Consider the following 25,203-nt stretch of genomic DNA (forward strand, 5'->3'; position numbering starts at 1 on the left):
TAGACCAACAGGCCGGCGGGCGCCACCGTGTCGGACTGCGCGCAATGCTGTGTTGACGAGCAATTGCCAATTCCCGCCGCGGGTGTATGTGGGTCTCTCCACTCCGGCACAATCGAGTTCCGTCATGAACTGGGCGATCTTCCTGCCGGCCTGCTTCGCGCTCAATCTCGCGTTCGGGCCGAACAATCTTCTGGCGCTGACCCACGGCGCCCACCACGGCGTCGGCTTCGCGATGAAGGCCGGCATCGGCCGCATCCTCGTCTTCATCCCGATGATCGGCCTGTCCGGCGTGGGGCTCGGCCTCATCCTCAGCGCTTCGGCGGCCGCCTTCACGGTGCTGAAGGTGATCGGCGCGGCGTATCTGGTGTGGATCGGCATCAAGATCGTGCGCAGCGCCCGCGCCCCCGTAGCCGAGGGTGCGCCGCGCATCCTCACCCTGCGCCAGGGCTTCGTGCGCGAGGCGATGACCGCAGCCAGCAACCCGAAGGCGATGCTGATCTTCGCGGCCTTCCTCCCCCAGTTCGTCCCGGCCGACGATTATGTCACGGGATATCTGGAGGTCGGCTCGGTGTTTCTGGTGATGGAATGGTTCGTCATCGGCATCTATGCCGCGCTCGGCCACCTCGCCGCGTCCTTCGCCGGGTCCAAGCTGCACCTGATGCAGCGCGCGTCCGGCTACGGCATGATGGTGTTCGGCGCGCTCCTGGTGCTCGCCCGCCGTCCCGAGGCGGCCTGACGCCTGATCTGACGGCCGGGACGCCCGCCGCCTAACGCCTCTGGACCCGCCTAGAAGGAGACCGGCCCCTCACGGCCGGTCTGACCCCGGTGGCGCAGGAAATGGTCCGCCAGAACCAGCGCCATCATCGCCTCCCCCACAGGCACGGCGCGGATACCGACGCACGGGTCGTGGCGCCCGGTGGTCGACACGTCCACCTCCTCCCCGCCCTTTGTGACCGACTGACGCGGCGTGCGGATGGAGGACGTCGGCTTCACCGCGAAGCGCGTCACCACGGGCGCGCCGTTGGAGATGCCGCCGAGGATGCCGCCTGCGTGGTTGGAGAGGAAGACCGGCGCGCCGTTGCCGCGGCGCATCTCGTCGGCGTTGTCCTCGCCGGTCAGCCGGGCGGCCTCGAAGCCGTCGCCGATCTCAACACCCTTCACGGCGTTGATGGTCATCATCGCCGCCGCCAGATCCGAATCGAGCTTGCCGTAGATCGGCGCGCCCCACCCGGCGGGGACGCCCTCGGCGACGATCTCGACCACCGCGCCCACCGAGGAGCCGGCCTTGCGCACCTCGTCGAGCCGGCTCGCCCAGCGTTCGGCGGCGGCGGCGTCGGGCGCGAAGAAGTCGTTGTCGTTAACGATCGAGAAGTCGCGAGCCTCGGCCCTGTCCCCACCCATTTCCACCAGCGCGCCGCGGATGGCGATGCCGGGGATCACGGCACGGGCGATAGCACCGGCGGCCACCCGAACCGCCGTCTCGCGGGCCGATGAGCGCCCGCCGCCGCGATAATCGCGGATGCCGTACTTGGCATCGTAGGTATAGTCGGCGTGGCCGGGCCGGTAGCGGTCGGCGATCTTGGAATAGTCCTTCGACCGCTGGTCCACGTTCTCGATGTAGATGGCGATCGGCGTTCCCGTGGTCACGAAGCGCCCGTCCTCGCGCTCCATCACGCCGGACTTCAGCGTCACCGTGTCAGGCTCGCGGCGCTGGGTGGTGTGGCGGCTCTGGCCGGGGCGGCGGCGGTCCATGTAGCCCTGGATCACGGCAAGGTCGAGCACGACACCCGGAGGGCAGCCGTCGACGATGCCGCCGATGGCCGGGCCATGGCTCTCGCCGAAGGTGGTGACGCGGAAGAGATGGCCGAAGGTGTTGTAGCTCATCGCTGACTTTTTTGAGGCGGGGACGGATGCGGCTCCGCCTAGCACCTCGCGCGCCCGCGGTCACGGCCCGAGAGCGCGGAAGCGCTGCGGCGGCCCTACTCGCGGAGAGCTAGAAGCTCTCCACGGTGTCGTTGGTGAAGATGAACACCTTGTCCTGCGGCACCGGGACATTGGGCGTCTCGTGCCAGGGTGTGCCGCAGAGATGGCCGAACAGCACCCGGTGGACGCCGCCGTGGCTGACGGCGACGGTGTCGCGGGTGATCCCCTCCAGCCATTCGCCGACCCGGGCCGCGAGGTCGGCATAGCTCTCCCCGCCGGGCGGGCGAAAGCTCCACTTCTCGCGCTTGCGGGCGCGGACCAGGGCCTCGGATCCGTCGCGCCGCAATTCGTCGTAAGTGAAGCCGGACCAGTCGCCGAAGGAGACTTCCTTCAGGCGGTCGTCGGTCGGCCAGTCGGGCGCGTCCCAGTCGGCGGTGAAGCCGAGGCCGCGGCGCACCCGCGCCATCGTCTCGCGCGGGCGGAACAGGGGCGAGGAGACGTAAGCGAGCGACGCGGGGTCGATGCCCTCGGCGTCGAGGCGGGCCTTCAGCTTGCGCCCGTTCTCGTCCGCCTGGCCCTGGCCGGTGGCGTTGATCGGAATGTCGAGCTGCCCCTGGAGGCGGCCTTCCATATTCCAATCCGTCAGGCCGTGGCGAATGTGGATCAGGCGAACCCCGTCCGGCAGCATCCCGCGCTCAGTCCTCGAGCGTCTTGGTGATGTCGGGCGCGTCCACCGCCTTCATGCCGACGACGTGGTAGCCGGAATCGACGTGGTGGACCTCGCCCGTCACGCCGCGCGACAGCGGCGAAAGCAGATAGGCCGCGGCACCGCCGACATCGTCGATGGTGACGGTCCGGCGCATGGGCGCGTTGTACTCGTTCCATTTGAGGATGTAGCGGAAATCGCCGATCCCGGAGGCGGCCAGCGTCTTGATCGGCCCCGCGGAGAGCGCGTTGACGCGGATGCCGGAGGGGCCGAGGTCGACCGCCAGGTACTTCACCGACGCTTCCAGCGCGGCCTTGGCGACGCCCATCACGTTATAGTGGGGCATCACACGCTCGGCGCCATAATAGGTCAGCGTGAGCAGCGAGCCGCCCTCGTTCATCAACGGCTCGGCACGGCGCGCGATGTCGGTGAACGAGTAGCAGGAGATGAAGAGCGAGTTCTTGAAGTTCTCGGCGCTGGTCTCGACGTAGCGCCCGGTGAGCTCGTTCTTGTCGGAAAAGGCGATGGCGTGAACGAGGAAGTCGATGCTGCCCCATTCGCTCTTAACGGTGTCGAAAACGGCGTCCATCGAGGCAGGGTCCGTCACGTCGAGGTGGCCGAACACCTTGGCATCCAGGGACTGGGCCAGGGGTTCGACACGCTTTTTCAGCGCATCGCCCTGGTAGGTGAATCCCAGTTCCGCGCCCTGCTGACGGGCGGCCTGGGCGATCCCCCAGGCGATGGACATCTTGTTTGCGACCCCGAAAATCAGACCGCGTTTCCCCGCGAGAATGCCGGAGCCGTTCATTAGGATTGCCTTTGGGTCGTAAGGTGGCGGACAAGTCCGCGAAGGACGTCCTACATAAAGGCGCCCTGAAGGCCAAGCAAGCGGAGCCGAACCGATGACCGACGCAACCCTTTCCCGCCCCGACGTCATCGTGTCTTTCAGGCAGGCGCTGGAGACCGAGCTGGGCGCCGACATCCTCATCGCCGATGCGGACCGGCTCGCCCCCTATCAGCGCGAATGGCGCAACCTCTACGAAGGCAAGGCGCCCTTCGTCCTGCGCCCGCGCAGCACCGACGAGGTGGCGGCGATCATGCGACTCGCCACCCGCTTCGGCGTGCCGATCGTGCCGCAGGGGGGCAATACGGGCCTCGTCGGCGGGCAGATCCCCCTGGAGGGCGAGGTGCTGTTGTCGCTCGACCGCATGACCGCCATCGCTCCTGTGAACGTGTCGGGCAGCACGGTGACGGTGGAGGCCGGCGCGATCCTGTCGGACGTGCACGACGCGGCGGACGAGGCGGGGCTGATGTTCCCGTTGTCGCTCGCCTCGAAGGGCTCGGCGCGGATCGGCGGGCTGATCTCCACCAACGCGGGCGGCGTCGGCGTCCTTGCCTACGGCAACATGCGCGACCAGGTGCTGGGTCTCGAGGTCGTGCTTCCGGACGGGCGGATCTGGAACGGCCTCAGATCGCTCCACAAGGACAATGTGGGCTACGACCTCAAGCACCTCTTCATAGGCGCGGAGGGAACGCTCGGCGTCGTCACGAAGGCGGTGCTGTCGCTGGTGCCCAAGCCGCATGCGCTGGACGTGGCGATGGTGGGCCTCGCCTCCCCCGCCGACGCGTTGACCCTGCTCGGCGAGGTGCGCGGCGCGCTGGGCGATGCGCTGACGGGGTTCGAGCTTATCCCGAAGATCGGCCTCGACATCGTGAACCGCCACCGCGGCGACACGCGCCGCCCGTTCGCCGAGCTTCCCGAGTGGGCGGTGCTTATCGAGGCGTCGACCTTCCTGCCGGAGAGGCCGATGCGCGACGTTCTGGAGCAGGTGCTGATGCGCGCTTACGAAGCCGGGCTGATCGGCGACGCGGTGGTGTCGCAGTCGATCGCCGAGGCGCAGGAGCTGTGGCTGATCCGCGAGTTGATGAGCGAGGCGCAGTCTGTTCTGGGCGGCTCGATCAAGCACGACGTGTCGGTGCCGGTGGCGGACGTCCCGGCGTTCCTGGACGAGGCGATCGCGGCGGCGCTGGCGGTGGTACCGGGGGCGATCCCGGTGGCGTTCGGCCATCTGGGCGACGGCAACATCCACTTCAACATTTCGCAGCCGGAGGGGAGCGACAAGGCGGCCTTCCTCGCCAAGTACCCCGAGATGCAGGACGCGGTGCATGCGGTGGTGACGCGGTTTCGCGGCTCGATCGCGGCGGAGCACGGTGTGGGGCGGATGAAGCGGGACATGCTGCCCGGCGTGCGCGACGCGGTGGAGATGGACATGATGCAGGGTGTGAAGGCGCTGTTCGACCCGCTCAACATCATGAACCCGCACCGCCTGCTGCCGGACCGCTGAGGCCCCGCGCCCCAATTCCGCGCGGCGCCCCTTGCGAGGCGCCCACGTATCTCAGGTCCCCTCAGCCTGATCGCCGGAGCCGCCTTCGCACAAATCCCTTGGCGGAGATGGTGGTCCCTTGCCAAGGAGCCGCAGGCCGGCTTTAGCCGCTTGTCCTTGGCGAGGGGCCGCCATCTCTGCCACGCGGTACAGGGCGGAGGTGGGTCCGGCGATCAGGCGGTCCCCTGATCGCTGGTGGGTCCCGAGCCCGCCGGAGGCCGCGGCGCCTCCGCCGGCCTCAGCTCTCCTCGTCGTCCTCGCCCGCGGCCGCAGCGGGTCCGCCGCCACGGAACCCGGTGGCCAAAACGTAGGTTTCGGGCGACTCGGGGCGGGAGGCGGGCGGCTTCACGTGGCGGACCTGGCGGAAGTCGCGGCGGAGCGCGGTGAGGAGGTCGCCCTCGGTGCCGCCCTGGTAGACTTTGGCGAGGAAGGTGCCGCCGGGCGCCAGGGTGCGCTGGGCGAAGTCCAGCGCCAGTTCCACCAGGCCGACGATGCGCAGGTGGTCCGTCGCGCGGTGGCCGGTCGTTTCGGGGGCGAGGTCGGAGAGGACGATCTCGGGCCGCCGCCCCTTCAGCGCGTCGATGAGGTTTTGCGGCGCGTTCTCGTCGTTGAAGTCCTGGGTCAGGATGACGACGTCGTCGAGGTGGTCCATCGGCAGGATGTCGATGGCGACGACGGGGCGCGCGGCGGTGGCGTTGACGCGGTCGGCCGCGACCTGGCACCATCCGCCGGGCGCGGCGCCGAGGTCGACGACGGTGCGTCCGGGCTTCAGGATGTGGAAGCGATCGTCGATCTCGATGAGTTTATAGGCGGCGCGGGAGCGGTAGCCCTCGGCCCTCGCCTTTTGCACATAGGGATCGTTGAGCTGGCGTTGGATCCACAGGGTGGACGACAGTTTGCGCCCCTTCGCGGTTTTCACGCGCTGGGAGATCGCGCGCTGTCCGCCACTGCCGCCGATGCCGGAGCCGGGCCGTTTGGCCCCGCCCTTCGCCCCGCCTTTGGACGGGGGCTTTCTGCCGCCGGCCACGTCAGGCGAGGGTCGGGGCCGCGGCGAGTGCCGACGCGCGCTGGCGGCGCGAGCGCTGCCGCACCAGCCGGTCGTGTTCGATGAGTTCCATCAGCATTCCCTCGCGCAGTCCACGGTCGGCCACGCGCAACCGTTCGCACGGCCACCGCTGGCGGATCGCTTCTAGGATGGCGCACCCCGCGAGGACAAGGTCCGCTCTGTCCGCGCCGATGCACGGATTGGCGACGCGCTCGGAAAAGTTCATCGACAGGAGCTGGCCGATGAGCTGGCCGATCTGAGTGTGGTCGAGCCATGTGCCGTCGACCTGGCGGCGGTCGTAACGTTTCAGCCCCAGGAAGAGGCCGGCGAGGGTGGTGACGGTGCCGGAGGTGCCGAGGAGGTGGATCTTGCCGCGGGCGACGGCTTCGGCGAGGACGCCTTTGGGGTCGATCCGGTCGAGCATGGTGCGCACATCGGCCACCATGTCGGCGAAGACGCGCTCGTCCACCTCTGTGCCGCCGTGGCGTTCGGCCAGCGTGACGACGCCGACGGGCAGCGAGGTCCAGGCGCGGATGCAGCGCACGAGGGCGGCGCCGGAGAGGTGATAGCGGCTGGTGAGGTCGATCCAGACGATTTCGGACGAGCCGCCGCCGATGTCGAACAGGAGGACGCCTTCAGCATCGTCGTCGATGAGGGGGGCGCAGCCGGCGACCGCGAGGCGGGCCTCGGTCTCGCGGTCGACGATTTCGATGTCGAGGCCGGTCTCGGTGCGGATGCGGTCGGTGAAGGCGGTTCCGTTGGCGGCGCGGCGGCAGGCTTCGGTGGCGACGAGGCGGGCGGAGGTGATATCGGCCCCGCTCAGCTTGTCGGCACAGATCTTCAAGGCGGCGATGGCCCGGTCCATGGCGGGGCCGGACAGGACGCCGTCGGCGGCGAGCCGTTCGCCGAGCCGGACGATGCGCGAAAATCCATCGACGACTTTGAAGCCGCTGCCGCGGGCTTCGGCGATGAGAAGGCGGCAATTGTTGGTGCCGAGGTCGAGTGCGGCGTAGCGGCGGGAGCGAGTGTGGCTGGACGAGCGCAGGGGAAGGGCGCCGTGTGAAGCGAGGCGTGCGCGATCCAGTCCGGCGGTCCGACCTGTCGGCGCGCCGCCTGCCAGCTTCCCGCCTATCAGCTTCCCGCCTGTCAGCTTCCCCTGGTCTTCCTGGACACTCATTCCTGTCCCTCGCCTTCCGCCCTGTGCGGTCTCACCTTGCGGCCTCGTCCGTGCGGTGCTCTCGCGTGCGGTTCTGTCGCGTCCCCTCGCCGGGCCTCGGCCCGCTTTTTCGCCTCCGATCCGGCTGATGGCCGGTTCATGTCGCGCGGCCCGCCGGGCATTTCCCGGCGCGGTGACCGTTCGCCCACGACCCGCCAGAGCCCGCGCCGTTGCTTTGCCGGCTCTGGTCTTGCCGCGTTCGGACAGCCTAACAAGAACCTGTCCGTTCGCAAATGCCACAAATTTAGGCCGGGCCTGAAAGTGGCGTCATCCTGTTCAGTTGCGGGTCTGCCTCTGCTTGTTTCGTCGGCTGTGCATCACCAGCCTACACGCCGAGGCTTTCCCATCTCTTGCGAACACGAAGCCGGCTCATGATGGCCGCGGAACGCGCCTTGCGGAAATCTTGACTTTCGCCTGCGGCGGCGGACATGATCCGCCATGCGGAACGTCATTCCGCGAAATTTCGGTCATGCCGCAACTTTCAGCAGCCGCCGCAGAGCGGCGCGCGGTCCGGCGATAAGGCGCAAAAGCGCTACCCGATGGGAGGGATTACCGATGACACTTCGCCTCAGCGCCGCCGTGTTGAGCGCGCCTTTATGCGCGCTCGCCCTCGGCGTCGTCGCCGCCGCCTCTCCGGCCGGTGCGGACGAGCTGAACTTGCCGCGCCAACTCTCGTGGACCGCTTACGACACCGGCTCGGCGGGATACAATCAGGCGGTCGCCATCGGCGCCGCGCTGCAGGACGCAACTGGCACCAACCTGCGCGTGCTTCCCGGCAAGAACGACATCTCGCGCACCGAGCCGCTGCGCCGCGGCCGGGTCGACTTCTCGGCCACCGGCGTCGGCGGGTCGTTCATGGCGCAGGAAGGCGTGTTCGAGTTCGGCGAGCCGGCATGGGGCCCGCAGAAGGTGCGCGTCCTCGCCGCCAACAATGGCGGGGCGATCAACCTTTCCGTCGGCGTCGCGGGGGACGAGGGGATCGAAACCTACGCGGACCTGAAAGGAAAGCGGGTCGCCTGGGTCGTCGGCGCACCGGCGCTCAACGTCAACGTGGAGGCCTACCTCGCCTATGGCGGCCTCACCTGGGACGATGTGGAGCGGGTGGACTTCGGCGGCTTCGGCGCGGCCTGGCGCGGGCTGATGGACGATCAGGTCGACGCCGCCTTCGCCTCCACCAACTCCGGCATGGCCTACGAGGCGGCGACCGGCCCGCGCGGCCTCTTCTGGCCGCCCGTCGACCCCGACGACGCGGCGGGGCTGAAGCGCATGACCGGCGTCGCCCCCTTCTTCACCCCGAACAAGGCCACGGTGGGCGCCGACATCGACGGGACGGACGGCTACCAGGGCGCCGGCTACGCCTACCCTGTGCTGACGGCGATGGCGGACCAGGACGAGGACCTCGCCTACAACATGACCAAGGCGATGTTCGAGCTGTTCGACGCCTACAAGGGCAAGGCGCCGGGCATCAACGGCTGGGCGCTGGAGTTCCAGAACTTCACCTGGGTGGTGCCCTATCACGACGGCGCAGTGCGCTACTTCAAGGAGGCCGGCGTGTGGACCGACGAGGCGGAGGCGCACAACGCCATGCTGATCGCCCGGCAGGACGCGCTCGCCGCCGCCTGGGACGCGCTGAAGGCGGAAAACCCGGAAAACTGGGAGGAGGCGTGGACCGCGGCCCGGCGCAAAGCGCTCGCGGACGGCGACTTCGCGGTCTACTTCTGACCGCGCCGCCGCGTTGACCACCCCCCTCGCCCCGCCTGCCGCCGTGCCCGGCGAGCGTCCGCCCCTCACGGGGCCGGTGGACCCGGCCGAAACGTTCGGCCCGGCAGCCCGCGCCGCCCTCCTCGCCGTCACCGCGGCGGGGGTGGCGCTGGTCGTCTACCAGCTCTTCAACTTCAAGACCTTCGGCGTCATCATCGAGGGGCGCTATCTCTACGCCCTCGGCACGCTCTTCCTCGCCGCCGCCTACATCGTCTTCCGGGTCGACGGCTTCAAAGGCGGGCGCGTTCCGTGGTTCGACTGGGTGGGCGCGGCGCTGGCTCTCGCATCGGGCGGCTACCTCGTGGCGACGGCGGGCATCAACCTCGCTGAGGCGTGGGAGTTCGCTGCGCCACCCGCCGCGCAGTGGGTGGCGCTCCTCTTCATCGCCCTGGTGCTGGAGGCGACGCGGCGGGCGGGCGGATGGGTGCTGTTCGCCATCGTCACCATGTTCGCGGCCTACCCCACCTTCGCCGGCCACGTGCCGGACCCCTTCTCGGGCTTCCAGTCGCTCCCCATGGAGGCGGTCGCCTACCACGTCTTCTCGTCCGAAAGCGCGTTCGGCATCCCGATGAAGGCGTTCGGCGGCCTCGTCATCGGCTTCATCGTCTTCGGCGCTGTGCTGCAACGCACCGGCGGCGGGCAGTTCTTCAACGACTTCGCCATGGCGCTCGTCGGCCAATATCGCGGCGGGGCCGCCAAGGTGTCGATCTTCGCGTCCGGCTTCATGGGGTCGATGTCCGGCTCGGTGATCTCCAACGTCCTCACCACCGGCGCGGTGTCGATCCCGGCGATGAAGAAGACCGGCTTCTCCGCCAACACCGCCGCGGCCACAGAGGCCTGCGCCTCCACAGGCGGCGTCCTGATGCCGCCGATCATGGGCGCGACGGCCTTCGTCATGGCCTCCTTCCTGTCGCGGCCTTATGTCGACATCGCGGTGGCGGCGGCGATCCCGTCACTCCTCTTTTATTTCGGCCTCTTCGCGCAGATCGACGCCTACGCCGCGCGGCGCGGCCTCTCCGGCATCCCGCGGCCGGACCTGCCGCGCCTCGCCGCCACCATGAAGGAGGGCTGGCTCTACATCTCCGTCTTCGCGCTCCTCATCTTCATGATGATCGGCCTCAGGATGGAGACGGCGGCACCCTTCTACGCGACGCTGCTGCTTCTCGCGGTCAACCAGGTCCTGCCGCGCCACAGGCTGACGCTGAAGGGCGCGGCCAACCTCGTCGTCGGCGTCGGGACGGCGCTGGCGGAGCTCGTCGCGGTGCTGCTCGGCGTCGGGCTCATCGTCGGCGCCTTCTCGGCGACGGGGCTCGCGGGCACGCTCGTCAACGAACTCGTCTTCATCGCCGGGGACAACGTCTTCGTGCTGCTCCTCATGGGCGCGCTCACCGCCTTCGTCTTCGGCATGGGGATGACGGTGACGGCCTGCTACATCTTCCTCGCCGTGGTGCTGGCACCGGCGCTGGAGCAGGGTGGGCTCAACGTCCTCGCCGTCCACCTCTTCATTCTCTACTGGGGGATGGTCAGCTACATCACCCCGCCGGTGGCGCTCGGCGCCTTCACCGCCGCCACCTTGGCGCGCGGCAATGCCATGAAGGCCGGGTTCGAGGCGATGCGCCTCGGCAGCGTCATCTACATCATCCCGTTCTTCTTCGTCCTCAACCCGGCGCTCATCGGCGAGGGGTCGACGGTGGACGTCGCCGTCACCCTGGTGACCGCGCTCATCGGCGTCGGCTTCATCTCCATGGCGCTGCAGGGCTACGTCTCTTTCGCGGGGCCGCTGAAGGGGGCGAGCGGGGCGGCGCTGAGGGTGCTCCTCTTCGTGGGCGGCCTGTTCTTCGCGGTGCCCGAGGTGGCGGCGCTCGGCCTTTCCCACCTAGAGCTTTCGGCGATTGGCCTTTGCCTCTCCATCCTGCCAATTTTGCACGCGCGGCAGGCGGGCGCGCCGCTGCGGCGGGCGCTCGCCTGACCGATGGTGCCGCCGCCCCCCACCGACGCCGTGCCCAGCCCTGCCAGGCCGGGCGACACACTGGAACGACCGACCATGGAACGACCGACCGTGACAGACCCCATCGTCATCCTGGAGCGCGAAGGCCCGGTGGGGCTGATCGGCCTCAACAATCCGCCCGTCAACGCCGCCTCCCACGCGCTGCGCGTCGGCCTCCGCGATGCGCTCCACGCCTTCCTGGAGGACCGCGAGGTGCGCGTGATCGCCGTCTACGGTGTCGGCCGCAGCTTCGTCGCCGGGGCCGACATCCGCGAGTTTCAGACCGGCCGCAAGCCGCCCCTTCTCTCCGACCTCATCACCGAGATCGAGGGGATGGAGAAGCCCGTCGTCGCCGTCTGCCACGGCAATGCGCTGGGGGGCGGGCTCGAGCTGGCGCTCGGCTGCCACGCCCGCGTCGCCCTCCCCGGCCTGAAGGTGGGCTTTCCGGAGGTCGATCTCGGCCTGTTGCCGGGCGCGGGCGGCACGCAGCGCACGCCGCGCCTCGTCGGCCTGAAGGCGGCGCTGGACCTCATCCCGACGGGCAAGCGCATCACCGGCGAGGAGGCGGTCGCCATCGGCCTCTTCGACACCGCGTCCACCGCCGATCCGCGCACCGCCGCGCTCGGTGCCGCTCACGCCGTCATCGAAGGTGCGCTGCCGGCCCGCCGCACGCGCGAGCTCGACGCCGACATCGACCCCGCGCTGATCGAGACCGCCAAGGCGAAGGCGGCGAAGAAGGGCCACTTCACCGCGCCCCAACGCGCGATCGAGGCGGTGGCCGCTGCGGCGCTGCCCATCGACCAGGGGCTGGCCGAAGAGGTGCGCCTCTTCAAGGAATGCATGGAGGACCCGCAGCGCGCCGCCCTCGTCCAGGCCTTCTTCGCCGAGCGCGCCGTCGCGAAGATCCCCGAGAAGGACGCCGCGCCGCGCAAGGTGGACCACATCGCCGTCATCGGCGGCGGCACCATGGGGTCGGGCATCTCCACCGCCGCCTTGATGGCGGGGCTGAAGGTCACGCTGATGGAGGTGAGCGCGGAGGCGCTGGCCCGCGGCAAGGGCACCATCGAAAAGAACCTCGGCGGCGCCATGAAGCGCGGCAAGCTGAGCGATGCCGCCCACGCCGCAGCGCTGACGGCGCTCAACACCACCACCGACCTCTCCGCGCTGGCCGAGGCCGACCTCGTCATTGAAGCCGTGTTCGAGGACATGGAGGTGAAGAAGGACATCTTCCGCCGCCTGGACGCGGTGATGAAGCCGGGCGCCGTGCTCGCCACCAACACGTCCTACCTCGACGTCGACGCCATCGCCGCCGAGACGAACCGGCCCGGCGACGTCCTCGGCCTGCACTTCTTCTCTCCCGCCCACATCATGCGCCTTCTCGAGGTTGTGGTTGCGCAGGAGACGCTGCCGGAGGTCACCGCGACCGGCTTCGCCCTCGCCAAGCGGCTCGGCAAGGTGGGCGTGCGCGCGGGCGTATGCGACGGGTTCATCGGCAACCGCATCCTCGCCCACTATCGCAAGGTGGCCGACTATCTGGTGCTGGACGGCGCCGCGCCGCAGGAGATCGACCGCGCGCTCGAGGACTTCGGTTTCGCTATGGGGCCGTTCGCGGTCGCCGACCTCGCCGGCCTCGACATCGGCATGATGACGCGCAAGCGCCTCGCCCCCACCAGGGACCTGCGCGAGCGTTATAGCCCGATCCCCGACCGCATCTGCGAGCGCGGCTGGTTCGGCCGCAAGACCGGCCAGGGCTACTACCTCTACGGCGACCGCGAGGGGCCGAACCCGGCCGTCGCCACCATCATCGACGAGGAGCGCGCCAAGGCCGGCATCACCCCGCGCGAGATCACCGACGGCGAGATCGTCGACCGCTACATGACGGCGATGATCGCCGAAGGGGCGCGGGTGCTTGAAGACGGCATCGCGCTACGCCCGGTCGACATCGATGCCGCCTTCCTGTTCGGCTACGGCTTCCCGCGCTTCCGCGGCGGGCCGATGTTCTATGCCGACACCATCGGCGCGGCCGAGCTCGTCAGGCGCATCGAAGCCTACGCCGAGGAGGACGATTTCTTCTGGCGCGTTCCGCCGCTTCTGGCCCGCATGGCGGCGGACGGCACCACCTTCGCCGATCTCAACGAAAGGGGCTGACATGGACCTCTCCTTCACGCCCGAAGAAGAAGCCTTCCGCGCCGAGGTGCGGTCCTTCCTGGCCGAGAAGCTCCCTGCCGACATCGCCGAGAAGGTGAAGACCGGCAAGGAGCTGACCAAGGCCGATCACGAGCGCTGGCAGGCCGCCTTGGAAGAGCGCCACTGGTACGCCACCACCTGGCCGAAGGAGGCGGGCGGCCCCGGCTGGACCCCTGTCGAGCGGCACATCTTCGACGAGGAGGCGGCGATGGCGCATGCGCCGCGCATCGTCTCCTTCGGCGTCCACATGCTGGGTCCGGTGCTCCTGAAGTTCGGCACCGAGGCGCAGAAGGCGCACTATCTGCCGAAGATCCTCAGCCAAGAGCATTGGTGGTGCCAGGGCTATTCGGAGCCGGGCGCAGGGTCCGACCTCGCGTCGCTCAAGACCCGCGCGGTGAAGGACGGCGACACCTACGTGATCAACGGGCAGAAGACGTGGACGACGCTCGGCCAGCACGCGGACCACATCTTCTGCCTCGTGCGCACGGACCCCGCCGCGAAGCCGCAGGCCGGTATCAGCTTCCTCCTCGTCGACATGGCGACCCCCGGCATCGAGGTGCGTCCGATCAAGCTGATCGAGGGCGGGCACGAGGTGAACGAGGTCTTCTTCACCGACGTTCGGGTGCCGGCGGACAACCTCGTCGGCGAGGAGAACCGCGGCTGGACCGTTGCCAAATATCTCCTCACCCACGAGCGGACGGGGATCGCTGGTGTGGGCTTCTCCAACGAGGCGCTGGCGCGGCTGAAGCGGCTGGCGCGGGAGACCAAGCGCGGCGGCAAGCGGCTGATCGACAACCCGCTGTTCGCCGCCCGCATGGCCGAGATCGAGATCGACCTTGAGGCCATGAAGGTCACCAACCTGCGGCTGCTCTACGAGGCGCAGAAGAACGGCGCCCCCGGTCCGGAAACATCGATGATGAAGATCAAGGGCACCGTGATCCGCCAGGCATTGAACGACCTGGCGCGGCGCGCGCTGGGGCCTGCGGCGGCGCCCTTCCCGTCCGAGGATATCGAGGGCAACGCCGCGCTGGTGGCGCCCGAGCATGCGGGCGCGGCGGCCGCCTACTTCAACAACCGCAAGATCTCGATCTACGGCGGCTCCAACGAGATCCAGCGCAACATCCTCGCCAAACAGGTGCTGGGTCTTTGATGGTGCGCGCTGTGAAGATGGGCGGACTCTGACGATGGATTTCGAGATCGCGGACGACCGGCGGATGCTGGCCGACACCCTGTCGCGCTGGCTGGCGGAGGAATATCCGTTCGCCCTGCGCACCGCCGCCGCCTACGAGGCGCCCTTCCACCGGCCCGACAAATGGGCCGACCTCGCCGAGCTGGGCGCTCTGATGGCGCTCGCCCCAGAAAGCCGGGGCGGCTTCGGCGGCACGGGGTTCGACGTGACGACCGTGTTCGAGGAGATCGGCCGCGCCCTCTGCCCGGAGCCCGTACTGCCGCAACTGATGGCCGTCCGGCTTCTGATGGCCTCGGGCGTGGATGTGGTGGGTGACGAGTTGGCGGGCGCGCTCGACGGGACGGTGCGCTATGCTGTCGCACTGGGCGAGCTGGGCGCCCCCTACGCGCTGGATGACATCGAGACACGCTATGCCGCGGGCACCGTGTCGGGCCGCAAGAGCGTCGTCTACGGCGCGCCGGGGGCGGACCGCATCCTCGTCGCGGCACGGGGCGATGACGGGCGGCTGGCGCTCGCCGAGGTGGACGGCGCCGCCGCCGAGATCGCCGCCTACGGGATGATCGACGGAGGCCCCGCGGGCGAGGTCTTCCTCGACGCGGCCCCCGCCCGCCTCGTCCTCGCCGACGCCGCCGGGGCGCTGCAGGACGCGCTCGACTGGGGCGCGCTCGCCCTGTGCGCCGAGGCGGTCGGGGCGATGGACCACGCCTTCAAGGTGCTGATCGACTACCTGAAATCGCGCAACCAGTTCGGCCGGGCTATCGGCGATTTCCAAGCGCTGCAGCACCGCGCGGTGGACCTTTCCATCGAGATCGAGCAGGCGCGGTCGATCACCATCCTGGCGGCAAGCCGCATGGGGACGCCCGCCCAGTCCCGCACAAGCTCGATGGCGAAAAATCTCATCGGACGTGCGGCAAAAATGACAGCCGAGGAGACGATCCAGATGCACGGCGGCATCGCCATGACCTGGGAGTATCCGATCTCTCATTATGCCAAGCGGCTCATCATGTTGGACGCGCAGCTCGGCGATACGGATTTCCATTTGGAACGCGTCATGCGCCTCGCGGGGCCGGGCGATTTGGCCGCATGAGCTATATCTCCCGGTTGCCGGACCGCTGAGAACGCTCCATCCTACCCGTTCACACGCCGATCCCGGCTCTGGGAGGACGTCCCGATGCTGCCCATCCTCTACCAAGCGCGTATCGCAAGCCCGCTCGGGCGCCTGCGCCTCGTTCATGATGAACAGCATCGCATCCGCGCCCTCGACTTCGACGATTATGAAGGCCGGATGCTGCGGCTCCTGCGCCTGCATCTCGGCCGTCCGGGCGAAGACTTCACGTTGATGGACGGCAAGGCCGACCCCGCCTTCGGCGACGCACTGGGCGCCTACTTCTCCGGCGACCTCACCGCGCTGGACACGTTGCCGACCCACACCGGCGGCAGCCCCTTCCAGCGCACGGTGTGGGAGGCGCTGCGCACCATCCCCGCCGGCCGCACGATGAGCTATGGCGAGCTGGCATCGGCGATCGGCAAACCGACGGCGGTGCGCGCCGTGGGCCTCGCCAACGGCGCCAATCCGATCGCCATCATCGTGCCGTGCCACCGTGTCATCGGCGCCAACCACTCGTTGACCGGCTACGGCGGCGGGCTGGAGCGCAAACGCTGGCTCTTGGCGCACGAGGGCGTGCTCCTCAACACCGGACCGGTCACCTTCCCCGCCGGCGCCGCGCTCCCCTACGAAGCCGCCCTGCCGTAACCGAACGCTACCGGCCCGCGGGCGACCACGTGGCCCGCACCGTCTTCCGCGATGGGGCGCCATCCCGGCTGGCATGCGCACGGCCGACGGTCAGCGGTCCGACGTCTCCCAGCGCGGGTTGATCCACGGCGCGGCATCCACCGGGGCCAGCGGCGTGCGGCCCAGGATGTGGTCCGCCGCCTTCTCCCCCACCATGATCGACGGGGCGTTGATATTGCCGTTGGTGATCTGCGGGAAGATCGACGAGTCCACCACCCGCAAGCCGTCGACGCCGATCACCCTGCATTCGGGATCGACCACCGCGCCGGGATCGTCCGCCCGCCCCATCCTGCAGGTGCCGCAGGGGTGGAAGGCGCTTTCGGCGTGCGCGCGGATGAAGCCGTCGATCTCGTCGTCCGACCGCACCGCGGTGCCCGGCTGGATCTCCTTGCCGCGGTACGAGTCGAAGGCGGGCTGGGCGAAGATCCCGCGCGCGATCCGCACGCAAGCGCGAAAATCGCGCCAATCCTCCTCACGCGACATGTAGTTGAAGAGGATCCGCGGCGCCTCGTGCGGGTCGGCGCTCTTCAACGTCACCGCCCCGCGCGACGGCGAGCGCATCGGCCCCACGTGGGCCTGAAAGCCGTGCCCCTCGGCAGCCGCCTTGCCGTCATAGCGCACCGCCATCGGCAGGAAGTGGAACTGGATGTCGGGGTAGCGCACCCCGGCGGCTGAGCGCACGAAGGCCGCACTCTCGAACTGGTTGGAGGCGCCGAGGCCGGTCTTGAAGAACAGCCACTGTGCGCCCGCCCACGCTTTTCCGAAGAGATTCCAGTGCCTGTAGAGGGTGATCGGCTGCGTCGAAGCCTGCTGCACGTAGACCTCCAGGTGGTCCTGCAGGTTGGCGCCGACGCCGCGCCGGTCCGCCACCACAGGGATGCCGTGCTCGGCCAGATGCGCCGCGGGGCCGATGCCGGAGAGCATCAGGAGCTTGGGCGAGTTGATGGACGAGGCGGCCAGGACCACCTCCCGCCGCGCCCGCACGACCGACACGCGCCCGCCGCGTTCCACCTCCACCCCCGTCGCGCGCCCGTCCTTTATGACGATCCGCCGGGCGAGGCCACGGATCAGCGTCAGGTTGGGGCGCTTCAGGGCCGGCTTCAGGTAGGCGTTGGCGGTGGACCAGCGGCGGCCCTTCCACACCGTCTGCTCCATCGGCCCGAAGCCCTCCTGCTTCTCGCCATTATAGTCGGCGGTGAGTTCGAACCCCGCCTGGCGCCCGGCTTCCACGAACGCGCCGAAGAGCGGGTTCGTGCGCGGCCCTCGGGTGACGTGGAGCGGCCCGTCCGTGCCGCGCCACGCGGGATCGCCGCCGTGGCCGCCCTCGTGCCAGTTCTCCATCCGCTTGAAGTAGGGGAGGACGTCGGCATAGGCCCAGCCGGCGGCGCCCATGTCGGCCCAGGTGTCGAAATCGGCGGCGTGGCCGCGCACATAGACCATGCCGTTGATGGAGGACGACCCGCCGATCACCTTGCCGCGCGGGGTGGCGAGACGCCGCCCGCCCAGATGCGGCTCCGGCTCGGACGCGAAGCCCCAGTCATAACGCGCCATGTTCATCGGATAGGACAAGGCGGCGGGCATCTGGATCAGCGGCCTGGCGTCGGTGCCGCCATATTCCACCACCGCGACGCTGTGCGCCCCGTCTTCGCTGAGGCGCGCCGCGAGGGCGGATCCGGCAGACCCCGAACCCACGATGACGAAATCGGCGTCCATGATGGTCCTGTTGGTCGCGCCAGTCGGCGGCGGATCGCGGGGCGGTCAGAGGGTGACGGCGAGAGGGCGGAAGGCTTCCGCGCCGCCCGGCTCACCGAGGATGAGACGCGCCCAATCCTCGCGGAACCGGGTGGCGATGCGTGCGGCGGCGGGGTCGGCACCGGCGGCGGTCAGGTCGGGATAACGCACGACGCCGGTGAGGACCGCGGTGCCGTTGGCGTCGAGCATCACGTCGAGGCCGATGACGCGCGGCACGAAGGCGGTGCTGATGGCGTGGACCTTGCCCCAGAACCCGGCCTTGCCGAGCCGGCCGACGAGTTGACCGGCGAGCGTCGCCAGTCGGTCGTCGAGCCCGGAGAGGCGCCCCTCCGGCTCCAACGCCTCCAGCGGGATGACCGCATCGCGCCCCATGACGAGTTGCCCGCCTGTGCGGCGCGATCCGGCGAGGGCGACCGGGCTCGCCGCGGGCCGCATGTGAGGGTTCACGCCGAAGGGGCTCACGGCGGGGGCCGCCGCGGCTGCGCCGGAAGGCGGCGTGGCGGCGGCGAGCGTGACGATGCCGCCGCGCCACAACAGGGCCGTGTCGCCCGGCGCGCCGGGGGTCTTGAGGAAGAGCCGCAGCGAGACGGAGCGTCCGGCGTTGAGGAGCGGCGTGTCGACCACGCCGATGAGGCCCGCATCCACCGCCGCCGCGCGCAGACCCGCGAAGGGGTGCGCGTCGTATTTCATCCAGAAGAGGATGGCGGCGGTGCGGTCGGCGTGGATGCGCAGCGTCCCGTCCATGTCGTTCCCCGCCCCGGCCTCGACACCGAGAAGGCGGGCCCGCAGCGCCGCCATAGGCCCCTCCGAGCGCGCGATGATCGACCGTGCGAAGGCGAGGTCGCCGAGGACGGCCGCCGTGTCCGCCGCCAGTGCCATCAGGTCCCAGCCGGGCTTCAGCACCGTGCCTTCGAGGAATTTCACGAGCGCGCCTTGATAGTCGCCGGCCTGGCGCAGGCAGTAGCCGAGATTGAAGGCGATGAGCGGGGTCGGCCCCTCCTTCCACAGCGGGTCGAGCACCGCGACGGCACCGGCGAAGTCCTGCACGGCGGCGAGTGCCCCGGCGTGGAGCATGGCGACGTCTGCCCGGCCCGGATGGGCGGCCGCCAGCGCGGCGGCGCGGCGGTGCGCGGCCTGCGGGTCCGGGGCGAGAAGGCGCGCCGTGGCGGCGATGGCGCCGGTGATCTCGTCGGCCGCGTCGCCCTCCCCCCTCGCGGCTCGTCGGGCGGCGGGTTCCCCTGTGGCGGCCGGCGCGGAGGCCGGCGCGGGCGCGGCGGCCGGGGCGGACTGCACGGCCCCGTGCGCCGGTCCACTCGCAGCGGAAGTTGAGCGCGGGCCAGGCACAGCGGTCGGTGTTGTCTCAACGTGTGCGGCGGCTTCGGCGGCGTTGGTCTCGTCGGGCATCTGGCTCAAGAGGGGTTACCCGCCGGGCCGAGGGCCTCGGGGATGGTTTTCGACGGCAGTACATGGAGCGGCTCGGCCCGGTCGGGACGCAGGGCGGGAACGAGCGTCCCGAGGCGGCGTGTCATCCGCCTGATCATCGGCCCTGTCATCGGCATGGGCGCATCTCCCTTCAGGAACCGCTGCGCGCAGCGGCGCGGCCCAGAGACATGTCACAATAATCCGACAGCATTGCGATGGCCTCGGCGCGGTCGGGGGCGCGGTCTTGCAGGGCGGCGCGGATGTAGAGCCCGTCGATCAACGAGGCGAGGCCCTGCGCGATGCGGCGCGCCTCGTCCACGCCGGTGAGCTGGCGCAGGGCGTGGACGAGATTGTCGTCGAGCCGGCGGGCATAGACGGCGAGGAGCCGCGCCGCATCCGGCGACTGGTTGGCGTGGACGTAGAAATTCAGCCAGGCGACGATGACGGCGGGGTGAAACTGGTCGGCGGTGAAGCAGGCGGCGAAGATCGCGTCGAGCCGCTGCCGCGGGGTCCGCGCTTCGGCCAAGAGTTCGCGTACGGTGGCGCCGAAATCGCTGAGGATGCGGCGCATGGCCGCGAGCAGGATCTGCTCTTTGGATCCGAAATAATGATGGGCGAGGGCGGGAGAGACACCGGCGCGGCGGGCGATGCGCCCAACCGTCACGTCGAGGGAGCCCATGGTGCCGACCTCGACGATCGCGGCGCGGATGAGGGCGTCCTTTCGTAGAGGCTCCATCCCGATTTTTGGCATGATCGGCCGCTGTGTCACGTTGCGTCTGCGGCAGAGCTAGGGCGCCTTGATTGTCTCGTCAATCAACAAACATCACGGCCGTTTGACGCGCTGTCGCGATGTGCGCTCTGCACTTCGAGGGGGTCTCGAATGCCGATTGTGTCGGATTGTTAACCGAAAAATTGCATTCCATCCCCGAAATGGGCTGGCACTGCGGCATCGATGTGCTAACGGATGGGTCCGCTCCGGCACGATAGGTCATTAGGGATGCGTTAGAGGCATGCCGTGACGGCATGGCGGCATACCCGCGCCGCACCATCCCTCTTGTGGATCAGCATAAGAACTGCTACTTAATCCACGTGGCCGGTGAGGAGCGGCCGCGCGGTGCTTTTGCATCGCTCGTATTTGCGCCGTGGCCCGGCGCCCCATCGGCCCTATATGTGCCGACACATCTCAATCACCGGTTAACCCCGAAGAAACGCGCCCGGCATGCGCCTCGGCGCACGGAAGTATCGTTTGACGACATTTACGGACCTCGGCCTGTCCGAGCCCATCCTTCGCGCACTCGAAGCGCAAGGCTACAAAAACCCCACACCGATTCAAGCCAAGGTCGTCCCCGCCATGATGGCGGAACGCGACGTCCTCGGTACCGCACAGACCGGTACCGGCAAAACCGCAGCTTTCACGCTGCCCATCATCCACCGTCTCATCGGCAAGGGTCGTCCCGAGCCGAAGACGTGCCGCGCCCTGATCCTTGCGCCGACCCGCGAATTGGCGGCGCAGATCGAGGAGAACGTGCGCGCTTACGCCGCCAATACGCGGCTGTCGAGCGCGGTCGTCGTCGGCGGCGTCAAGGCCGGCCCGCAGGAGCGCCGTCTGGCGCGCGGTGTCGACATTCTGATCGCCACACCCGGCCGGCTGGAAGACCACCTGCGCAACCGCGTTCTGACCCTCGGCGCCGTCGAAGTCGCCGTGCTAGACGAAGCGGACCAGATGCTCGACCTCGGCTTCATCCCGGCGATCCGCCGCCTGTTCCGTCAGCTTCCGGCCGACCGACAGACGGCTCTCCTGTCGGCGACCATGCCGCCGGAGATCCGCAAGCTCGCCGCCGACTTCCTGGCCGAGCCGGAGGAGATCGCCGTCGCCCCGGTGTCCCGCCCGGTCGAGGCGATCGACCAGTCGGTCCGCCACATGGATGCCGGTGCCAAGCGCGACGCGCTGGCTGGCATCGTCTCGGGCAGCGACGTGGAGCGGGCGATCGTCTTCACCCGCACCAAGCGCGGCGCCGACCGCGTCTCGAAGAACCTCGAGACGGCCGGCTGTGCCTCCGTGGCGATCCACGGCAACAAGAGCCAGAACCAGCGCCAGCGCGCGCTGGACGCGTTCCGCGACGGCTCGGCCAAGGTGCTGGTGGCGACCGACATCGCCGCCCGCGGCATCGACATTTCCGGCATTTCGCACGTCGTGAACTACGAGCTGCCGAATGTTCCGGAAGCCTACGTCCACCGCATCGGCCGCACAGCGCGCGCCGGCCGGTCGGGCGTGGCCGTCACCCTTTGCGCGCCTGACGAGCTGAAGCTCCTGCGCGACATCGAACGCCTGATCGGCCGCCGCCTGGCAGCCGAGAATGCACCCGCTTCGACGCCTGAGTCCGCCGCGCCGGCCCCGGCCGACAAGCGGTCCCGGCCCCGCCGCCGCAAGCCGGCCGCGTCGTCGAACCCGCAACACCGCCGCTCGGCTCCGGCCGACCGGCCCCGCACCGGTCCCCGCCGGACCAAGACTTCCACTTCGCGGCATGCATCCACCACCGCGCCGCAGCAGACGATCTAGGAGACAACCATGGCCACTGGTTCGGTCAAATGGTTCAACAGCACCAAAGGTTACGGGTTCATCGCGCCTGACGAGGGCGGCCAGGACGTGTTCGTGCACATCAGCGCCGTTGAGCGCGCCGGTATGCGCGACCTCGCGGAAGGCCAGAAGGTCTCTTACGAGATCGAAGTCGACCGCCGCCGCAACAAATCTTCGGCTGTGAACCTTCGCGCTCTCTAAGCGCCCCCATGTTTGGGACTACGATATGAAAAGCCGCCTTCGGGCGGCTTTTTTTATGGGCTGGGCCGCCCCTTTGCGGTTGCTCTTTCCCCCCGCCCGGCCCACTTTCCCCGCCCCGACAACGATAAAAATAGACGACCGGAGGACTTCCCATGACCCGCTATAACGGCGTGTGGCCCGTCGCCCCCACCCCCTTCAACGCCGACGGCACGCTCGACATCGAGGGCATGAAGCGCGTCATCGACTGCATCGTCGATTCGGGCGCCGACGGCGTCTGCATCCTCGCCAACTTCTCAGAGCAGTTCCTGCTTACCGACGAGGAGCGCGAGACGCTGACCCGCGTCAGCCTGGAGCACATGGCCGGGCGCATCCCGGTGATCGTCACCTGCTCGCATTATTCGACCGACATCGTCGTCTCGCGCGTGGCCAAGGCGAAGGCGCTCGGCGCCGCCATGGTGATGCTGATGCCGCCCTATCACGGCGCGCTCCTGAAGGGCACCGAGGCGCAGACCTACGAGCAGTTCGCCCGTGTGGGTGAGATCGGCCTGCCGATCATGATCCAGGACGCGCCGCTGTCGGGCGTGGAGCTGACGGTGCCGTTCCTGGTGCGTCTCGCCAAGGAGATCGAGGCGGTGCAATATTTCAAGATCGAGACCCCGCAGGCGGCGGCCAAGCTGCGCGGGCTGATCGCAGCGGGGGGCGACGCGATCGTCGGCCCGTTCGACGGTGAGGAGGGCATCACCCTGATGGCCGACCTCGACGCGGGCGCCACCGGTTCGATGACCTCGGCCACCCTCCCCGACAAGGTGAAGCCCGTCCTGGCGGCCCACGCGGCGGGCGACCGCGCGACGGCGGCGGCGCTCTACAAGGACATTCTGCCGCTGATCAACTACGAGAACCGCCAATGCGGTCTGAGGGCCTGCAAGACGGTGATGATGGAAGGCGGCGTCATCAAGTCCGACGTCGTGCGCCACCCGATGCCGCAGATCGCCCCGGCGACGCGCGAGGGCCTTCTGGAGCTCGCCCGCGAGGTGAACCCGCTCGCCCTCACCTGGGGCCGCTGACCCTTCCGCTTCGCACGGCGCCGCCGCCAACAGCGCAGCGATGCCACGCCCACTCCCCCGCGCGGCGCCACCGCCACCCGCGAGGCGCCCACGCACCTCGGGCCCGTTTGCCTGATCGCCGGAGCCGCCTTCGCACCAATCCCTTGGCGGAGATGGTGGTCCCTTGCCAAGGAGCCGAAGGCCGGCTTTAGCCGCTTGTCCTTGGCGAGGGGCCGCCATCTCTGCCACGCGGTGCAGGGCGGAGGTGGTTTCGGCGATCAGGCGGCCCCCTGATCGCTGGTGGGTCCCGAGCCCGCCGGAGGCTTCAGCGCCGCCTATTTCGCCATGTCGACGACGATGCGCCCGCGGATCTTCCCCTCGAGGATGGCGGTGCCGAGCGCGGGCACATCGGCCAGCGTCTTCTCCTCGATCATCGCGTCCAGCAGACCCAGCGGCAGATCCTCAGCGATGCGGCTCCACGCGGAGAGGCGCGCCTCCCGCGGCTGCATCACCGAGTCGATGCCGAGGAGGTTGACCCCGCGCAGGATGAACGGGAGCACCGTCACGCCCTCGATCGCAGGACCGCCGGCGAGGCCGACAGCGGCGACGGAGCCGCCATACTGGATCAGCGTCAGGGCATGGGCGAGCATCGACCCGCCTACCGCGTCGATCGCGCCCGAATAGGTCTCGCGGCCGAGAGGGCGCTTGGGCGGGGCGGCGATGTCGCCGCGCGCCACGATGGTGGAGGCGCCGAGCGACTTCAGGTAGGTCTCCCACTCGGGCCGGCCGGTGACGGCGGCGACCTCGTAGCCGAGCTTGGCGAGGATCGCGACAGCGACGGACCCGACGCCGCCCGATGCGCCGGTGACGAGGACGGGCCGTCCGCCCGGCGTCAGGCCGTGGCCTTCCAGCGCCATCACGGACAGCATCGAGGTGAGGCCCGCGGTGCCGACCGCCATCGCCTGGCGCTGGGTCAGGCCCTTGGGCAGAGGCACCAGCCAGTCCCCCTTCACGCGGGCCTTGTCGGCGTAGCCGCCCCACCAGATCTCGCCGACGCGCCAGCCGGTCAGAACCACCTCGTCGCCGGGGCTGTAACGCGGATCGTCCGACGCCTCGACGGTGCCCGCGAAGTCGATGCCGGGGACGTGCGGATAGTCGCGCACCAGCGCACCGCCGCCGGTCATGCACAGGCCGTCCTTGTAGTTCACCGTCGTGTAGTTGACGGCGACGGTCACCATCTTGTCGCCGGCCTCGCCGGTGGGCAGGCGGTCCTCGCTGATGGTTTCGATGCCTGCGGTGATGCCGCTGTCGGTCTTGTCGACGATGAGTGCCCGCATGGTCCTCTCCGGTTTCTGTCGTTGGGCGTGAACCTAGGTGACAGAGGCGGCCGGGTCGACCGTGCTTTCGCTACCCCTCGCTCCCCTCCCCCTCTCCGGTGCGACCCTTGCGGCGGCGCATGGGAAGAACATTGCCGGCCTTGTTCATGAGGTCGGTGACCCGTGCGCCGAGCGACAGGAGCTGCACCAGGCGGTCGGTGTCGAGCCCGTTCATGTCGTCGTACCAGCCGGTGAGAAGCTCGATCAGCGTGGTCAGCTCGGCGATGCGCTGGTCGGCGTAGGCGTCCCCCTCCAGCGTGTTGCGGGACATCTGAAGTTCGCGCAGCTTGGTGAGGGTGGGGTCGATCTCGCGCCGTTTGCGCTGCTCGACGAGGATGCGCACGATCTCCCACAGGTCCGCGGGGGTCGTGAAATATTCCCGCCGGTCGCCGGGGAAGTGCTTCAGGCGGACCAGGGTCCAGGCCTGCAACTCCTTCAGCCCCATGGAGACGTTGGAGCGCGAGAAGCCCAGCGCGTCGGCGATCTCCTCGGCGTTCAGCGGACGCTCGGTGACGAAGAGCAGGGCGTAGATCTGGCCGACGGTGCGGTTGATGCCCCAGCGCGACCCCATCTCGCCGAAGTGGAGGACGAATTCCTCCTGAAGCGGTGGCAGGTTCACGGGCGGCTCCTCGCACGCGGCC

Annotated in this window: 21 protein-coding genes; 11 read left to right on the forward strand and 10 right to left on the reverse strand. The window is 69.2% G+C overall.

Annotated elements, in window-relative coordinates; translation table 11 throughout:
* The first annotated feature begins 124 nt into the window (after positions 1–124).
* Positions 125–736, forward strand: coding sequence for a LysE family translocator (locus tag BIX52_RS16595; protein WP_075222213.1), 612 nt, complete (start codon positions 125–127; stop codon positions 734–736).
* Positions 737–786: 50 nt separating this feature from the next.
* Here the strand turns inward: BIX52_RS16595 and aroC are convergent, their stop codons facing one another.
* From aroC to fabI, 3 genes are all read right to left on the reverse strand, one after another.
* On the reverse strand, positions 787–1,884 hold the full coding sequence (gene aroC, locus BIX52_RS16600) for a chorismate synthase (RefSeq protein WP_075222214.1): 1,098 nt from the start codon (positions 1,882–1,884) through the stop codon (positions 787–789).
* A 109-nt stretch (positions 1,885–1,993) separates the two neighbouring features.
* The gene (locus BIX52_RS16605; RefSeq protein ID WP_075222215.1) at positions 1,994–2,611 is read right to left on the reverse strand and encodes a histidine phosphatase family protein; all 618 of its coding nucleotides are present in this window, start codon (positions 2,609–2,611) and stop codon (positions 1,994–1,996) included.
* A gap of 7 nt (positions 2,612–2,618) precedes the next feature.
* Positions 2,619–3,437: an enoyl-ACP reductase FabI gene (gene fabI, locus BIX52_RS16610; protein ID WP_075222216.1), complete on the reverse strand. Its 819-nt coding sequence runs from the start codon at positions 3,435–3,437 to the stop codon at positions 2,619–2,621.
* 94 nt (positions 3,438–3,531) lie between these two features.
* On the opposite strand from fabI, the gene BIX52_RS16615 reads away from it, so the two are divergent.
* Entirely contained in the window at positions 3,532–4,974 is a 1,443-nt protein-coding gene (locus tag BIX52_RS16615) for an FAD-binding oxidoreductase (protein WP_075222217.1), read from the forward strand.
* A 277-nt stretch (positions 4,975–5,251) separates the two neighbouring features.
* Here BIX52_RS16615 and BIX52_RS16620 read toward each other — a convergent pair whose 3' ends face one another.
* Positions 5,252–5,932 carry an RlmE family RNA methyltransferase gene (locus tag BIX52_RS16620; protein WP_247869461.1) on the reverse strand — a complete coding sequence of 227 codons (681 nt, stop codon included), beginning with the start codon at positions 5,930–5,932 and terminating at the stop codon, positions 5,252–5,254.
* A gap of 109 nt (positions 5,933–6,041) precedes the next feature.
* Complete coding sequence (locus BIX52_RS16625) at positions 6,042–7,235, reverse strand: Ppx/GppA phosphatase family protein (protein WP_083660385.1); 1,194 nt, start codon at positions 7,233–7,235, stop codon at positions 6,042–6,044.
* A 594-nt stretch (positions 7,236–7,829) separates the two neighbouring features.
* Between BIX52_RS16625 and BIX52_RS16630 the strand changes: the two genes are divergently transcribed.
* The 6 genes from BIX52_RS16630 (at position 7,830) to ogt (ending at position 16,151) form a co-directional block, all read left to right on the forward strand.
* The gene (locus tag BIX52_RS16630) at positions 7,830–8,996 is read left to right on the forward strand and encodes a TAXI family TRAP transporter solute-binding subunit (RefSeq protein WP_075222218.1); all 1,167 of its coding nucleotides are present in this window, start codon (positions 7,830–7,832) and stop codon (positions 8,994–8,996) included.
* Positions 8,997–9,009: 13 nt separating this feature from the next.
* Positions 9,010–11,004: a TRAP transporter permease gene (locus tag BIX52_RS16635; RefSeq protein WP_083660387.1), complete on the forward strand. Its 1,995-nt coding sequence runs from the start codon at positions 9,010–9,012 to the stop codon at positions 11,002–11,004.
* A 75-nt stretch (positions 11,005–11,079) separates the two neighbouring features.
* Positions 11,080–13,170 (forward strand): 3-hydroxyacyl-CoA dehydrogenase NAD-binding domain-containing protein, encoded by a 2,091-nt coding sequence (locus BIX52_RS16640; RefSeq protein ID WP_075222219.1) that lies wholly within the window; start codon positions 11,080–11,082, stop codon positions 13,168–13,170.
* A gap of 1 nt (position 13,171) precedes the next feature.
* Entirely contained in the window at positions 13,172–14,359 is a 1,188-nt protein-coding gene (locus BIX52_RS16645; RefSeq protein WP_075222220.1) for an acyl-CoA dehydrogenase family protein, read from the forward strand.
* A gap of 34 nt (positions 14,360–14,393) precedes the next feature.
* Positions 14,394–15,485 (forward strand): acyl-CoA dehydrogenase family protein, encoded by a 1,092-nt coding sequence (locus BIX52_RS16650; RefSeq protein WP_075222221.1) that lies wholly within the window; start codon positions 14,394–14,396, stop codon positions 15,483–15,485.
* Between the two features lie 84 nt (positions 15,486–15,569).
* Positions 15,570–16,151, forward strand: a complete 582-nt coding sequence (ogt, locus tag BIX52_RS16655; RefSeq protein ID WP_075222222.1) for a methylated-DNA--[protein]-cysteine S-methyltransferase — start codon at positions 15,570–15,572, stop codon at positions 16,149–16,151.
* A 90-nt stretch (positions 16,152–16,241) separates the two neighbouring features.
* On the opposite strand, the gene betA is transcribed toward ogt, so the two are convergent.
* From betA to betI, 3 genes are all read right to left on the reverse strand, one after another.
* A complete protein-coding gene (gene betA / locus BIX52_RS16660; RefSeq protein WP_075222223.1) occupies positions 16,242–17,903 on the reverse strand; it encodes a choline dehydrogenase in 1,662 nt (553 codons plus the stop codon).
* A gap of 45 nt (positions 17,904–17,948) precedes the next feature.
* Positions 17,949–19,235 (reverse strand): hypothetical protein, encoded by a 1,287-nt coding sequence (locus tag BIX52_RS16665; RefSeq protein WP_075222224.1) that lies wholly within the window; start codon positions 19,233–19,235, stop codon positions 17,949–17,951.
* A 280-nt stretch (positions 19,236–19,515) separates the two neighbouring features.
* A complete protein-coding gene (betI, locus tag BIX52_RS16670) occupies positions 19,516–20,115 on the reverse strand; it encodes a choline-binding transcriptional repressor BetI (RefSeq protein ID WP_075222225.1) in 600 nt (199 codons plus the stop codon).
* 495 nt (positions 20,116–20,610) lie between these two features.
* Here betI and BIX52_RS16675 point away from each other — a divergent pair, with 495 nt between their 5' ends.
* The 3 genes from BIX52_RS16675 (at position 20,611) to BIX52_RS16685 (ending at position 23,207) form a co-directional block, all read left to right on the forward strand.
* The gene (locus BIX52_RS16675) at positions 20,611–21,924 is read left to right on the forward strand and encodes a DEAD/DEAH box helicase (RefSeq protein ID WP_075222226.1); all 1,314 of its coding nucleotides are present in this window, start codon (positions 20,611–20,613) and stop codon (positions 21,922–21,924) included.
* 9 nt (positions 21,925–21,933) lie between these two features.
* Positions 21,934–22,143, forward strand: coding sequence for a cold-shock protein (locus BIX52_RS16680; RefSeq protein WP_075222227.1), 210 nt, complete (start codon positions 21,934–21,936; stop codon positions 22,141–22,143).
* A gap of 152 nt (positions 22,144–22,295) precedes the next feature.
* The gene (locus tag BIX52_RS16685; protein ID WP_075222228.1) at positions 22,296–23,207 is read left to right on the forward strand and encodes a dihydrodipicolinate synthase family protein; all 912 of its coding nucleotides are present in this window, start codon (positions 22,296–22,298) and stop codon (positions 23,205–23,207) included.
* Between the two features lie 314 nt (positions 23,208–23,521).
* Here the strand turns inward: BIX52_RS16685 and BIX52_RS16690 are convergent, their stop codons facing one another.
* Positions 23,522–24,523, reverse strand: a complete 1,002-nt coding sequence (locus BIX52_RS16690; protein ID WP_075222229.1) for an MDR family oxidoreductase — start codon at positions 24,521–24,523, stop codon at positions 23,522–23,524.
* A 70-nt stretch (positions 24,524–24,593) separates the two neighbouring features.
* Positions 24,594–25,181, reverse strand: coding sequence for a GbsR/MarR family transcriptional regulator (locus BIX52_RS16695; RefSeq protein ID WP_245803223.1), 588 nt, complete (start codon positions 25,179–25,181; stop codon positions 24,594–24,596).
* Positions 25,182–25,203 lie beyond the last annotated feature (22 nt).

It is taken from the genome of Acuticoccus yangtzensis (assembly GCF_001927245.1).
Taxonomy (GTDB): Bacteria; Pseudomonadota; Alphaproteobacteria; order Rhizobiales; family Amorphaceae; genus Acuticoccus; species Acuticoccus yangtzensis.